The sequence below is a fragment of the Gordonia sp. 11cp genome, assembly GCF_057767225.1.
Window position 1 is genome coordinate 1,880,383 of record NZ_CM173437.1, and the last position, 14,107, is coordinate 1,894,489.

11 protein-coding genes are annotated in these 14,107 nt (G+C 69.2%); 9 read left to right on the forward strand and 2 right to left on the reverse strand.

Translation table 11 applies throughout. The annotated features are described in order from the left end of the window. Positions 1-123: 123 nt before the first annotated feature. The 8 genes from lysX (at position 124) to AC3B6C_RS08330 (ending at position 10,643) form a co-directional block, all read left to right on the forward strand. Positions 124-3,537, forward strand: a complete 3,414-nt coding sequence (gene lysX, locus AC3B6C_RS08295) for a bifunctional lysylphosphatidylglycerol synthetase/lysine--tRNA ligase LysX (RefSeq protein WP_488375649.1) — start codon at positions 124-126, stop codon at positions 3,535-3,537. 249 nt (positions 3,538-3,786) lie between these two features. After that, positions 3,787-4,401: an ECF RNA polymerase sigma factor SigK gene (sigK, locus tag AC3B6C_RS08300; protein WP_044505619.1), complete on the forward strand. Its 615-nt coding sequence runs from the start codon at positions 3,787-3,789 to the stop codon at positions 4,399-4,401. 83 nt (positions 4,402-4,484) lie between these two features. Then, on the forward strand, positions 4,485-5,381 hold the full coding sequence (locus tag AC3B6C_RS08305) for an alpha/beta fold hydrolase (RefSeq protein WP_488376237.1): 897 nt from the start codon (positions 4,485-4,487) through the stop codon (positions 5,379-5,381). Positions 5,382-5,415: 34 nt separating this feature from the next. Then, a complete protein-coding gene (gene rraA / locus AC3B6C_RS08310; RefSeq protein WP_488375650.1) occupies positions 5,416-5,907 on the forward strand; it encodes a ribonuclease E activity regulator RraA in 492 nt (163 codons plus the stop codon). A gap of 89 nt (positions 5,908-5,996) precedes the next feature. Then, positions 5,997-7,550, forward strand: coding sequence for a succinic semialdehyde dehydrogenase (locus AC3B6C_RS08315; RefSeq protein ID WP_488375651.1), 1,554 nt, complete (start codon positions 5,997-5,999; stop codon positions 7,548-7,550). A 94-nt stretch (positions 7,551-7,644) separates the two neighbouring features. Then, a complete protein-coding gene (locus AC3B6C_RS08320; protein ID WP_488375652.1) occupies positions 7,645-8,853 on the forward strand; it encodes a PQQ-dependent sugar dehydrogenase in 1,209 nt (402 codons plus the stop codon). A gap of 3 nt (positions 8,854-8,856) precedes the next feature. Then, entirely contained in the window at positions 8,857-9,672 is an 816-nt protein-coding gene (locus tag AC3B6C_RS08325; protein WP_488375654.1) for a cyclase family protein, read from the forward strand. A gap of 35 nt (positions 9,673-9,707) precedes the next feature. Further along, positions 9,708-10,643 carry an alpha/beta fold hydrolase gene (locus AC3B6C_RS08330; protein WP_488375655.1) on the forward strand — a complete coding sequence of 312 codons (936 nt, stop codon included), beginning with the start codon at positions 9,708-9,710 and terminating at the stop codon, positions 10,641-10,643. Here the strand turns inward: AC3B6C_RS08330 and AC3B6C_RS08335 are convergent. Together AC3B6C_RS08335 and AC3B6C_RS08340 are read right to left on the reverse strand one after the other, a co-directional pair. Further along, complete coding sequence (locus AC3B6C_RS08335) at positions 10,623-11,321, reverse strand: hypothetical protein (protein WP_488375656.1); 699 nt, start codon at positions 11,319-11,321, stop codon at positions 10,623-10,625. The two genes, AC3B6C_RS08330 and AC3B6C_RS08335, sit on opposite strands and share 21 nt — an antisense overlap. 147 nt (positions 11,322-11,468) lie before the next feature. Beyond that, positions 11,469-12,161 (reverse strand): DUF6474 family protein, encoded by a 693-nt coding sequence (locus AC3B6C_RS08340; protein WP_010843993.1) that lies wholly within the window; start codon positions 12,159-12,161, stop codon positions 11,469-11,471. A gap of 227 nt (positions 12,162-12,388) precedes the next feature. Here AC3B6C_RS08340 and AC3B6C_RS08345 point away from each other — a divergent pair, with 227 nt between their 5' ends. Then, positions 12,389-14,089: a TM0106 family RecB-like putative nuclease gene (locus AC3B6C_RS08345; protein ID WP_488375657.1), complete on the forward strand. Its 1,701-nt coding sequence runs from the start codon at positions 12,389-12,391 to the stop codon at positions 14,087-14,089. The last annotated feature ends 18 nt before the right edge of the window (positions 14,090-14,107 follow it).

Here is a 14,107-nt window from a genome sequence, read left to right on the forward strand (position 1 = left end):
GCGGGCGGGGCCACCTCGGCCGGGCGCGCACCGGAGAACGGTCCGTGGAGACGATCTGAGCCGGACATGGCCGATCCGCGTGGACTGCCCGGACATACTCATGTTCCCGACTACCGTTTACGCATGGCCACCGACACCCCCCTCGCGCCGGTCGACCCCGAGAACCCCGATGAGCGTCACATCGGCACGTCGCGCGCACCCACCGCCGCCGATCGTCGATCCCTGGCGCTCCTCGACAAGATCAGGCGACCGACCGGGTTCGGTACCCGCGCTCCGCACATCGCCGGCACCGTGGTCGGTGTCCTCGCCGCCATCGCGTTGCTGTCCAGTCTCTTTCCGGCGATCCGGCATCTGATCCACGACCCGCGACGCTACGTCGACGACTACATCATCACCCTGCCCGACACCAGCTTCGCCTGGGCGTTCGTGCTGGCGCTCATCGCCGTCGCGCTCTCCGCACGCAAGCGGATCGCCTGGTGGATCAGTGTGGTCTACCTCGTGCTGTTCATGACGGCCAACGTTCTCTATCTGGTGCCGGCGCTCGAGGACGACCTCGGCGTCACGACCTGGGACCGCACCAACATCTACCTCGGCCTGTTCATCGACGCTCTCGCGCTGATGTTCCTGCTGTCCACGTACCGGCAGTTCTACACGCGGGTCCGCAGGGGAGCGATCCCCGCGGCGTTCGGCACCCTCGTCGCCGGCCTGGTCATCGCGACGTTGCTGGGCTGGGCGCTCGTATGGGCGTTCCCGCACACGCTCACCCGTGGCGACCGGTTGCCCTATGCGTTCAACCGGGTGGTCGCCTTCGGCGCCATCGACCAAGACGCGTCGTTCGACGGCCGGCACACGCATCTCTTCGTCAACGGGTTGCTGGGATTGTTCGGGGCGCTGGCGCTGATCGCCGCGGCGATCGTGTTGTTCCGTTCGCAGCGGCTGCGCTGGCTCATCACCGCCGAGGACGAGGCACTCATCCGCGCTCTGATCGCGCGGTTCAACGACGACGATTCGCTCGCCTACTTCTCGACCCGTCGCGACAAGGCCGTAGTGTTCTCGCCCGACGGCCGCGCGGCCATCACCTACCGGGTGGAGGTCGGCGTCGGACTGGCGGGCGGTGACCCGATCGGCGACCCCGAGTCGTGGCCCGACGCCATCGCCGAATTCCTCACGCTCTGCGAGAAATACGGATGGCATCCGGCGTCGATGGGGTCGAGCCCACGTGGCGCGGCCGCATTCGACGCCGCCGGTTTCGTCTCCCTCAACATCGGCGACGAGGCCATCCTCCACACGCGTGAGTTCAGCCTCAGCGGACCCGCGATGAAGGCGGTGCGCCAGGCCGTGACACGCACGCGGCGTGCCGGGGTCGATGTCCGCATCAGGCGGCACTCCGAGATCGGTGACGCCGAGATGGCGCAGATCGTCGCGCGGGCCGATGACTGGCGCGACACCGACGAGGAACGCGGCTTCGCTATGGCGCTCTCGCGCATCGGCGATCCCGCGGACGGCGACTGCCTGCTGGTCGAGGCGGTGGTGGACGAAGGCGCTCCCGACGAGAGGGTCGTCGGGATGCTGTCCTTCGTGCCGTGGGGGCGCCGTGGGGTCTCGCTCGACCTGATGCGTCGCGACCGGCACGGGCCCAACGGCGTCGTGGAGACGATGGTCGCCGAATTGTGCCGCGACTCCGAACAGTTGGGCATCACCGAGGTATCCCTGAACTTCGCCGCATTCCGGGCGTTCTTCGAGCAGGGGCCCCAGATCGGTGCCGGGCCCGTGATGCGGATGGGTTACTCGGTGCTGATGTTCGGCTCGCGGTTCTTCCAGATGGAGTCGCTGTACAAGTCGAATGCGAAGTATCTGCCGGACTGGCAGTCGCGCTATCTGTGCTTCGAGGACAGCCGAATCCTGCCCCGGGTGGGCCTGGCCGCGATCGTGACCGAGGGCTTCATCACGCTGCCGCGTTTCGGCCGGGCCAAGCACTACACGCAAGGCCAGCCGTCGATCCCGCCCGGTGTCGACGCCCCCGCCCTCATCGCCGAACTCGACGCCGAGGCGGCCACCCCGGAGGGTGCGGTCGTCCATCGTCCGGAGCAGGTCCGCGTCCGGCTCGAGAAGATGGACCGGCTCGTCGAACGGGGCTTCGATCCGTACCCGCCGGCCGACCGGCCCACGCACACGATCGCGCAGGCCAAGGCCGAACCCGAAGGGACCGTCGTCACCGTCGCCGGCCGCGTCACGCGGCTTCGGGACTTCGGCAAGGTGGTGTTCGCCGACGTGCACGACTGGTCCGGCGAGGTCCAGGTCCTCGTCGAGGATTCCCGCGTGATCCCGGGAACTCCCGACTTCGGCACCGACGTCGACCTCGGTGACCTGATCCAGGCGCGCGGCGTCGTGGGCACCAGCCGCAAGGGCGAGCTGTCGATCCTGATCGACGCCTGGCGGATCAACGGCAAGTGCCTGCGTCCGCTGCCCGACAAGTGGGCCGGTCTCACCGATCCGGAAGCGCGTGTCCGCCAGCGCTATGTCGACCTGGCCATCAACGAGCAGACCCGGGCATCACTCGCGACACGCAGCCTCGTCGTGAAGTCGTTGCGCGACTTTCTCTCCGCGCGTGGGTATCTGGAGGTCGAGACACCGATCCTCCAACAGATCCACGGCGGTGCCAACGCAACCCCGTTCCAGACGCACATCAACGCCTACAACCTCGACCTGTACCTGCGCATCGCGCCGGAGCTCTACCTCAAACGGCTCTGCGTCGGCGGTGTGGAGAAGGTCTTCGAGATCGGCCGCAACTTCCGCAACGAGGGCGTGGACTTCAGTCACAACCCGGAGTTCACCAGCCTCGAAGCCTATGAGGCGCACAGTGATTACCTCAAGATGCTCGACCTCACCCGCGAGATGATCCAGCACGCGGCGACCGCCGCCTACGGGGAGCCGGTCATCGTGCGGACCGACGTCGACGGAAACGAAGAGCGCGTGGACATCTCGGGGGAGTGGCCGGTCAAGACCGTCCACCAGGTGGTTTCGGAAGGGGCGGGGGAGGAGATCACCCCCGAGACCCCCGTCGAGGTCCTGCGCGCCGTGTGCGATCGCCTCGAGATCAACCACCGGCCGGACTGGGATGCCGGGCAGATCGTGCTGGAACTCTACGAGCACCTCGGCGAGGACCGCACGACGTTCCCGACCTTCTACATCGACTTCCCGACGTCGACATCTCCCCTCACGCGCGCGCACCGGAGCAAGCCGGGCGTCGCCGAGCGGTGGGATCTCGTGGCCTGGGGCGTCGAACTGGGCACTGCCTACACCGAGCTCACCGATCCGGTGGAGCAGCGCAAGCGCCTCACCGAGCAGTCGATCTTGGCGGCCGACGGCGACCCTGAGGCCATGGAACTCGACGAGGACTTCCTGCAGGCGCTCGAGTACGCGATGCCCCCGACGGGCGGTCTCGGCGTCGGCGTCGACCGGGTCGTCATGCTCATCACCGGACAGTCGATCCGTGAGTCGCTGGCGTTCCCGCTCGCGAAACCGCAGGACGCCTGACCGGAGGCAAACCCGGCTGTCTCACGGGCGTACATCGACAAGACATTGTGTGCATACGCACTGTACAGTCACGCCGTGTGCACTTGCCGGACAACAGCCAGTCCGGGGTACCGCCTGTCATCCGCTTGAGCTACACGTGGTCACGATCTGTAACGGTGGGATCGGGTCGAACGACCTAGTAATCAACCCCCTACGTCTGACGAGAGGTGCCCGGAATGGTCGTCGAAGAGCTGCGCAGCACCTGAACCCGTGGCGCCGAGGGAGAGCGACGCAACCGCGAGAGCGGACCACGGGGGCGGGGGTGAATCGCAGCTCTTGCGCGATCTTCTGGTGTCCGTCGCCGGAGGAGACCGCGCATCGTTCACGCGTCTCTATGATCTGACCAGTTCCCGCATCTACGGGCTCGCCGTCCGGGTGGTCCGTGACCGGCACTACGCCGAAGAGGTGGTCCAGGAGGCCTACCTGCAGTACTGGCAGCGGGCCGCCGACTACGAACCCGCTCGCGGGTCGGTCATCACCTGGATGATGACGATCGCGCACCGCCGCGCCGTCGACCGGGTCCGCTCCGAGAACATGCAGACCGAGCGGATGTCGGAGTACGGCGCTCGGAACGCGGAACCCGAAGGTGCGCAGAACATTCCGCTCGAAGAAGTCGTCCGGGCGGCGGAGGTGAGCGCGGTGCGCACCTGCCTCGGACACCTCACCGACCTGCAGCGCGGGAGCCTCGAGATGTCGTACTTCGGCGGGCTCACCTATCCGGAGGTGGCGGCGCGCACCGACACACCGCTGCCCACCACGAAGTCCCGGATCCGGGACGGGTTGCGTCGGCTGCGGATCTGCCTGGACTCGCACGACGATCGCTGACCAGGCTCGTCGGTGGCGTCCGGTCGCATCGTCCGCCGACGCTGCCGGGTCCCTCCGGGCACACTGGACGAGTGCGCGAGAGGATGCCCGACGAGGGCCCGGACACACCCGGCACGTTCGTGACGGTCGGGGAGCATCATCTCCACGTGCTCGACGAGGGTTCGGGGCCGCCGCTGCTGCTGATGGCGGCGCTCGGGAGCAACTGGTTCGACCTCGATCCGCTGGTCGCGCGGCTGTCCTCGTCGTGGCGGGTCCTTCGCTACGACCGCCCGGGCTACGGGCTCTCCGATCCCATCGGCCGTGGCCACCATCCCTCGCTGCTGGGCGAGGTGGAACGGATGGCCGCCGTCCTCGATGCGCGTGGTGTCGACGAACCGGTTGTGGTCGTGGGTCATTCGCTGGCGTCGCTGTACGTGGAGGCGTTCGCGCGGCGGTATCCCGAACGGACGGCGGGTGTGGTCGTGCTCGACGGGTCGTTCGTGTTGCTCCCATGGCGGCTCGTCCCTCTCTCGTTCCGGGTCGGCAACGCTCATCGGGTGGTCGGTGCGGCGCGTGCGGTGACGAGTCGCGTCGGTATCCGTCGCTGGCCGAGTTTCCAGGTGTGGAGCCGCGTGGTGCCGGCGCCCCCGGAGGGCCGCGGGGAGCAGCAGCGCCGGTGGAGCACCCACGTGTTCGGGCAGCCGCCGTATCTGCTCGCGCTCCTCGTCGAGAACGCCGCCTTCGGGTCGATGAACCAGACACTGCGGAGTCTGCGACGGTCCGCGCCGATGCCCGACGCCCCGGTGATCGTCGTCGTGGCGTCGTCGAGGCTTCCGGGGTGGCGCGAGTTGTGGGAATGGAAGCAACGGCGATACGCCGAGGTGCTCGGCGCCCGCGAGATCGCCGTTCTCCCGCGGGCGAGGCATTTCCTGGTCTCCGAGCGCCCGGATGACGTCGCCGAGATCATCGGTGGGGTCCGATCGATCCCTACCCGCGAGTAACCAGCTACTTGCGGTTACACCTAAACTGTTCGGCATGAGCGAGCTGACCTTCACCCCGACGGCCGACCTCGTCGACGAGATCGGTGCCGATGTCCGTAGCTGTGACACCCAGTTCACGCAGTACGGCGGCAACCGGGAGTTCGTCGGACGGGTGTCGACGGTCAGATGCTTCCAGGACAACGCCCTGCTGAAGTCGGTTCTCGGTGAGTCCAACCCCGGCGGGGTGCTCGTCGTCGACGGCGACGCGTCGGTACACACCGCGCTGGTGGGCGACCTGATCGCCGAACTCGGCCGGTCCAACGGCTGGGTGGGGATCATCGTCAACGGCGCCATCCGCGACGCCAAGACCATCGGTGGGATGGAGATCGGGGTCAAGGCCCTGGGCACCAACCCGCGCAAATCGACCAAGACCGGCGCCGGTGAGCGCGACGTCCCGCTGACCATCGGCGGTGAGACGTTCACCCCCGGCGACATCGTCTACTCCGACGACGACGGCATCGTGCTCGTCGCGCCGGAACCACAGTAGGCCGACACCGGGCAGAACCCCGATCGCCGGGACCGGCGATCGCCATCGAAGAGAACACCGGACACCCGACAGCGCTAGGGAGCACCGCCATGCCGAAGCCCACCGCCGACTATTTCGCCCGCCTGGGTGCGCTCGTCGCCATCGACGACGCCGCGAGTCGTCCCACGCGCCCCGTCCTCGAGGCGTTCAGCGGGACGGAGATGGCGACCATTCCCGTCGCCACCGCCGAGGATCTCGAGGTGGCGGTCGCCCGTGCCCGCCAGGCACAGCAGGGGTGGGCGGCCCGCACGCCGGCCGACCGCGCCGCGATCATCGATCGGTTCTCCGAGCTGGTCCACCGCAACGCGGCGTCGCTGATGGACATCGCGCAGGCCGAGACCGGCAAGGCGCGCATCTACGCGCAAGAAGAGGTCATCGACGTCGCGATCACCGCGCGGCACTACGCGACGAACGGACCCAAGCTGCTCTCCGACCGCAAGGTCAAGGGCATGCTGCCGGGTGCGACCAGCGTCCGTGTGCGCTACCTGCCCAAGGGCGTGGTCGGCATCATCAGCCCGTGGAACTACCCGCTGACACTGGCCGTGTCCGACGCGGTGGCGGCGCTCATCGCCGGCAACGGCGTGGTCATCAAGCCGGACAGCCAGACCCCGTACTGCGCACTGGCCCTGGCCGAGCTGCTGTACGAGGCGGGCCTGCCGCGCGAGCTGTACGCCGTGGTGCCCGGCCCGGGCGGGGTTGTCGGACAGGCCATCATGGCCACCACCGACTATGTGATGTTCACCGGCTCCTCGGAGACCGGGGCGACCCTCGCCGAGCAGGCCGGGCGTCGGCTCATCGGTTTCTCGGCGGAGCTCGGCGGCAAGAACCCGATGGTCGTCACCGCGAGCGCGGACATCGCCAACGCCGTCCGGGGTGCGGCGCGCGCGTCGTTCTCGAACTCCGGGCAGCTGTGCATCTCGATCGAACGGATCTACGTCGACAAGAAGATCGCCGACGACTTCGCCGAGCGGTTCGCCGCCCATGTGTCGACGATGAAGCTGTCGGCCTCCTACGATTTCACCGCCGACATGGGCTCGCTGGCCTCGGCCGCCCAGATCGACACCGCCGAGGCGCACGTCGAGGATGCGGTCGCCAAGGGCGCGAAGGTGCTGGCCGGCGGGAAACGACGAGCCGACCTGGGCCCCTTATTCTTCGAGCCGACGGTCCTCACCGACGTCACCGACGACATGGTGTGTTTCGGGAACGAGACCTTCGGACCCGTCGTCTCCATCTACCCCGTCGACTCCACCGACGAGGCGATCAAGCTCGCCAACGACACCGACTACGGCCTCAACGCGAGCGTCTTCGCCGGTAGCAGCGCTGAGGCGCAGGAGGTCGCCGAGCAGCTCCGGGCCGGGACGGTGAACATCAACGAGGGCTATGCGGCGGCGTGGGCGTCGACGGCGGCCCCGATGGGTGGCATGGGCATCTCCGGGGTGGGGCGCCGCCACGGCGACGAGGGCCTGCTGAAGTACACCGAGCCGCAGACCATCGCCGAACAGCGTTTCATCGGCATCGACCGCATGCCGGTGGTCCCGACGAACATCTACCGCGCCATCACCCCGGCCGCTGTCCGCGCGCTGAAGTACCTGCCCGGCCGTTAGCGCCCGGCGGCGCCTCCCGCCCCCGAGTGAGCCGATTGTCCTGCCCGATCGGTGTGAGCGTGGTTACGGTAGCCCCGTGACCCGGAGCCCCCGCATGCGCAGAGACCCCGTGACCCGATCCCGCCGGACGCGTCTGGGGGTGCTGACCGCGGCAGTCTCGGCAGCGGTCGTCGGCGCACTGGTGTCCGCGCCCGCCGCCGACGCGGCACCTCCCCTCCAGGTGACGACCGTCGCCGGCGGGCTGAGCATCCCGTGGGGCGTCGTGGTCGCTCCCGACGGGACCGTGTTGACCGGCGAGCGGTCGGGACGGTTCGTCGCGGTGCGCCCGGGAGGACAACGCGTGAACGTCCGCGCCGACCTGTCGCGCATCTTCGCCGAAGGCGAGTCGGGGCTGATGGGACTCGCCATCGATCCGCGTTTCGAACAGACCCGCCGCGTGTACTCCTGCCAGGCGGAGGCGACCGTGCCCGGTGCGCCGGGTGCGCCAGGGTCGTTGTCGAACATCCCGATCGAGTTCCCGCAGACCGGGCAGACCATCAAGGTCGTGTCCTGGCGGGTCGGCTCCGACTGGACCCAGATGGCCCGCGAACGCACGGTGCTGAGCGGGATTCCGGTCAACTCGTCGGGACGCCACGGCGGTTGCGGGCTGGCGGCGACCGCCGACGGTCTGTGGATCGGAACCGGCGACAACGCCACTCCGTGGATTCCGCAGTCTCGTACCTCGCTGGGCGGCAAGGTGTTGCACATCAGGCTCGACGGCACCCCGGCTCCGGGCAATCCGAACCCGCGGAGTCCGATCTACAGCCTCGGGCACCGCAACGTCCAGGGCGTTGCCGTCCAGCCCGGCACGGGCCGCGTGTACGCCATCGAGCAGGGGACGACCCGCGACGACGAGCTCAACCGCATCGTCGCCGGGGGCAACTACGGGTACAAACCCGATCGTCTGCCGGTGATCTACGACGAATCGGTGCCGATGACCGATCCGGTCCGGGTCCCGGGTGCGATCGGCCCGGTGTGGAGCTCGGGCGACACGACGATAGCCCTGCCGGGCATCGCCTTCCTGCCCGAGACCGGCTGGGGCGCGTACAGCGGCGGTCTCGTGCTCACGGCACTCAAGGGCAAGCGACTGGTGTTCATGAAGCTCTCCGACGACGGGCGACGCGTGGTCTCGGAGACCGAGGCCTTGAAGGACGCGCACGGCCGCCTGCGCGGGGTGGCCGTCGCGCCCGACGGCTCACTCGTCCTGACGACCAGCGACGGCGAAGGTTCGGATCGCATCCTGCGTGTGCGCTGGAACGGCTGAGGCATGTGCGACGACGCGATCGTCGAGCACGCACACGAGGAAGCGCGCCGGATGTCTCGTCGTACGGCACTGCGGGTGGCTGCCGGGGTGGCGACGGGGATTTCGGCCTCGGTGGTCGCGGGAGCCGGACTGGCAGCTCCCTCTCGCGCAGCGCCGGGTGACGCATCGGCCGGGCGGATCGTCGACCTCACCCACACACTCTCACCGACGTTCCCGGTGTGGCCGGGCAACCCGCCGATGGTCACCGTGCCGACATCCCGTGTACGGGCGGGGAATTCGGGCTTCGCAACCAACTGGGTCTCGTTCGCCGAGCACACCGGCACCCATGTCGATGCGCCCGCCCACAAGATCGGGGGCGGGATCACCGTCGACCGCATCGATCCGGCCGACCTCGTCGCGCCTCTCGCGGTGATCAGTATCGCGTCCAGGGCACGCCGAGACCGGCGGGCCGAGTTGACCGAACGCGATGTCGAGGACTGGGAGTCGAGACATGGGCGGATTCCCCGCGGCGCGCTGGTCGCGCTGCACACCGGGTGGCAGCCGCGAACCGGTGGCGCGGACGCCGCCGGTTACTCATCCGCCGCGGTCGGCATGCTCGTGACCGAGCGGGGAGTCGTGGCCATCGGGACCGACACGCTCAGCGTCGACGTCCGCGGCGCCACCGGTGCCCACACGGCGATCCTCGGCAGCGGGCGGTACGCCGTCGAGGCGATGGCGAACCTGGAAGCGGTTCCGCCGCAGGGCTCGACCGTGATCGTCGGCGCCCCGAGGTTCGCCGGCGGAACCGGCGGTCCGGCGCGCGTACTCGCAATGGTGTGAACGGTCCACGTGTGAACGGATACGAAAGGTCATCGATGACGACACGCCTCACCCGGTTCGATCGCGGGCCCTTCACCTTCGATGTCACCGATGCGGGGCCGGTCGACGGTGAACCGATCGTACTGCTGCACGGGTTCCCCCAGCGGGCCTCGTGCTGGGAGCTGGTCGCGCCGACATTGCACCACAACGGGTTTCGAACGCTGGCACCGGACCAGCGCGGCTATTCGCCCGGCGCCCGACCCACGCGGAGACGAGACTACGTCCAGGGGGAGCTCGCGGCCGACGTGGTCACCCTGCTCGACGCCGCCGGCATCGGACGAGCTCACATCGTCGGCCATGACTGGGGTGCGATCGTCGGGTGGACGGTCGCGGCGAACCATCCCGACCGGGTCGCAACGCTCACCGCGTTGTCCGTGCCGCACCCCGGGGCGTTCCTGCGCGCCATGCCCCACGGCCAGATCTTCCGCTCCTGGTACATGGCCGCATTCCAGGTCCCGGTGCTGCCCGAGAAACTCCTCGGCGCGGCGATGCGGACGCAGCCGGATTTCGGTGAGCGGATGGGACTCCCGCAACCGTTCGCGTCGCGGGTCGCGACCGAGATCGGCGACTCCGGCGCACTTCCCGGCGCGCTGGGGTGGTACCGCGCGATGTTCTTGCCGGACAAGCGAAGCACGCCACGACCGGTGCGGGTCCCGACCACGTTCGTGTGGGGCGACGCCGACATCGCGATCGGCCCGGCCGCGGCCCGGTTGTGCTCGGGCTGGGTCGAGGCGAACTACGAGTTCATCGTGCTGCCCGGCGCCGACCACTGGTTACCGGAGGCCCACCCCGACGACGTCGCGGCGGCGATCCTCGCCCGCGTCACCGACCATCGGACGCGAACCGGCTCGGACGCAACGGATTCCACCCCGGCCCACGGTACGGACACCGCGTCACCGGCCGGCGGTCCGTCAGCGCAGGATTCGGCGTAACACGACGAAGACGATCAGGGCGACCGCGGCCGCCAGCCCCGCGAATGCGGGCGTCAGATTGGTGGTCGGGGGTTCGGTCGGGGAGCCCGAGCGCAACTGAGCGAAAGTCGCACGGGCGGCGTCGGATTCGGCGACCACGTCGACCGGCGGGTGTGCGGGCTCAGACGTCGGTGCGGGCGGCGTGGCGGCCGGAGCCGTGGAGGCCGGCTCCGGGGAGCGGGTCACCGGCGGACTCGACGATGACACCGGGGCCGACACCTGCGGCGCCTCGGGTTCGGGAGTCGGCGCCTGCGTTTCCGGCACGGGCGGGGCCGACTTCGGTGGTGCCTTTTTCGCCGGCGCCTTCTTGGCCGTCGACTTCTTCGCCGGTGCGACGCCGGCTGCCTTCTTCGCCGGGCTCTTCTTGGCCGGCGCCTTGGTCGGGGATGTCTTCTTCGCGGCCTTCTTCGGCGGGAGCTTGTCGCCGCCGGACTCCGCGGCCGCTGTCTCCGGCGTGGCCTTCTTCGCCGGCGCCTTCTCGGCCGCCTTCTTCGCTACCGGCTTCTCGGGTGCGGGTGCGGGTGCCGAGGCCGACGCGTCGGCGTTCGGATCGCCAGGTGTGGCGATCGGGAACAGTGCCTGCTCGTCGCGGTTCGGGTCACCGCCGGACGGCGTGACATTCGGATCCGGCTCGGTCATACGGTGCTCCCTCGCAAGTGTCCGGCATGCGCTCGGCGACTGCTCCGCCGCGCGGCCCGTTCGGGCCCATCCTAGTGGGTCGGCACCCTCACCCGACGAGGGTCGTGGTCCCTGGGCGGTGCCTGCAGAGCAGGCAGGGGACTCGCGTCAGGAACGGACGCCGAGCCGGGCGAGGATGTCGGCGTCGACCGCTTCGAGCTCGTCGGCGATGGACTTGTGGGCGGTGCGGCGCTGACCGGCCGACATCGTCTCGGCGGTCTGCACCGCGATGTCGAGGTTGTCGAGGCGCTTGGTCATCGCCGCGACGAAGTCCTTGGCATCGGCACTGGTGTCCTGCGCGACGACCTTCTCGAGGGCAGTGCGGGTGGTGGCGATCCGTGCGGACAGGCTGGCGCCGTGACCGCTGAACTGGCGCAACACTTCCGGTGAGACCCCCGCGCGGTTGGCCTGCAGCGTCGAGAGCTGCTCACGTCCGGCGACTGCGGCCCGATAGACGACCGGTGCGGCGATCGGTGCCACGAGCCGCGCGACGGTGAGGTAGCGCTTCACGCTGGCCGGGCTGAGCGCCTTCGCGTCGGCAGCTGCTTGCGCCTCGACGGCGAACTTCTTCGCCTCGGCCTTGCTCACCTTCGTCTGGGACTTGGCGAGCTGCTTGGCGGTCTTGCGCTCGGCCTTCATCTCCTTCTTGAAGTACTTGTGCTCGTTCTTGCGTCGAGCCTTCTGCTCCTTGCGCCGCGACTTGGCGTCGAACTTCGCCTCCAGCTTGGCTTTCGCCTTGAGAGCCTTGGCCTCTGCCTTGCGCTGCGCACGAGTCGTACCGTCGGAGGAGAACAATCCCATCGAATGCCCTTTCGCTGCTGCCGAGTAGACCGCAGTCGACCCCCGGCCCGCTCCCGTTCCGCTCCCGGCGCCGGTCGACCGGCTGGCTTGCCCGCCCACGGCGCCGCACTTCTGTGGCCCCGCTCGCTTCGCTCCCGGCGTCAGGTGCGCGTGATAACAAGTACAAGCATGACATGTGGTTGTATCCGACCACGTGTCTCCTCCGCTCGAGCCCAGAAAGGGATGGCGTGGCCCCTGTCGTGTTGTCACCGCGCGACCTCGCTGGTTGCGAGCACCGAGTGGCTCTCGACTTCGCCCACAGCAGACGTCCTGCCGAGGAGCCCGACCCGCCGGGTGTGCAGCGTCGTAAGGAGGCCGCCGCCGATCACCGCGCCGCGGTCCGCGAACTGCTTCGCGGCGTGCACAGCGACCAGCCCGGCGTGTTCGTGGTCGTCGACCCCGACGCGAGCGCATCGGACCGCGTCGCGGCGACGCTTCGAGCCTGCGATGACGGTGCCGAGTGGATCTGGAACGCGACGCTCCCCGTCGACGAGGTGCACGGGCGGCGCGGCCACTCCGAGCTGCTGGTCCGGGTCGGCGAGGGATACGTCCCGGTCATCGTCGTCAACCACCGCGTCAGCCAGCCGGCGAAGTCGGCTCCGGACCCGGACGGACGTCCGGCCACCCTGGTGACCAGTCCGTTCTGGACGTGGGCGCCGAGTCCCGATCCCTATCGGACCGGCCGGCCGAATCGTCGGGACAACCTCCGGCTGGCACAGTTGACCGCCATGCTCGTCGAGCTCGGCAGGGCGTCGTCGACCGACACGGCGGATCTGCGCGGCGGGGTGATCGGCGTGGACGCCGACTGCATCGTCGTCCTGGACACCGGAGCCATGCTCGAGGACTACTCGGCGATCCTCGAGCGCCGGCTCGCGGTCGCGGCGGGGGAGATCCCGACCGAGCCCCGGCGGATCAGCGAATGCCGCTCGTGTCCGTGGTGGGTTCGCTGCGGACCCGAGTTGGAGGGGAAGCGTGACGTCAGTCTCGTGGCGACCGGCAACCAGGGAGCGGTGCTGATCGACGCGGGGATCACGACGATCGATCAGCTCGCCGCGCAGCGCGGGGCACCGCCGGAGGGATGGCCGGGCGGAGCCCGGTTCGGGGACGCGGTCATCAATGCGATCGCCTGGCTCACGGGCACCGAGCTCGTGCGTCGCGTCGACTCGCCCCGGGTCCACCGCGCGGATGTCGAGGTCGACGTCGACATGGAGAGCTACGGCGAGCACGGCGCGTATCTGTGGGGAACCCTGCTCACGGACACCACCGATGAGTCGGTGCCCGTCGAGTATCGCCCGTTCGTCACCTGGGATCCGCTGCCCACCCGCGACGAGGCACGGTCCTTCGCCGAGTTCTGGGGTTGGCTGATGGAGCAACGGGATGCTGCGCGAGACGCCGGCAAGACGTTCGCGGCCTACTGCTACTCCCAACAGGCGGAGAACCGGTGGCTTCTGGGGTCGGCCGACCGCTTCGCGGGTGAACCGGGCATCCCCGCTCGTGCCGAGGTCGAGGCCTTCATCGGATCGTCGGAATGGGTGGACATCTACGAGGCCGTCGGCGAGAACTTCATCTGTCCCCGCGGCAAAGGACTGAAACGGGTGGCGCCGGTGGCAGGATTCTCCTGGCGCGACGACGACGCGAGCGGGGAGGCGTCGATGGAGTGGTACCGGGCGGCCGTTGCGCTCGGCGGTGGACGTCCCGACGATGGCCAGCGTCAGCGCCTTCTCGAGTACAACGAAGACGATGTGCGCGCCACCAAGGTCCTGCGCGAGTGGATGTCCGACGGCGCGGCCGCGCAGGTGCCCCACGAGCGGGATCTACTCGAATGGTCGCCCGTTGCGCCGGCTCCGGCCCGGGATGCCGTCGACACCGGCGGACACCACCGGGGCTGAACCGAGAACGAACCGGCC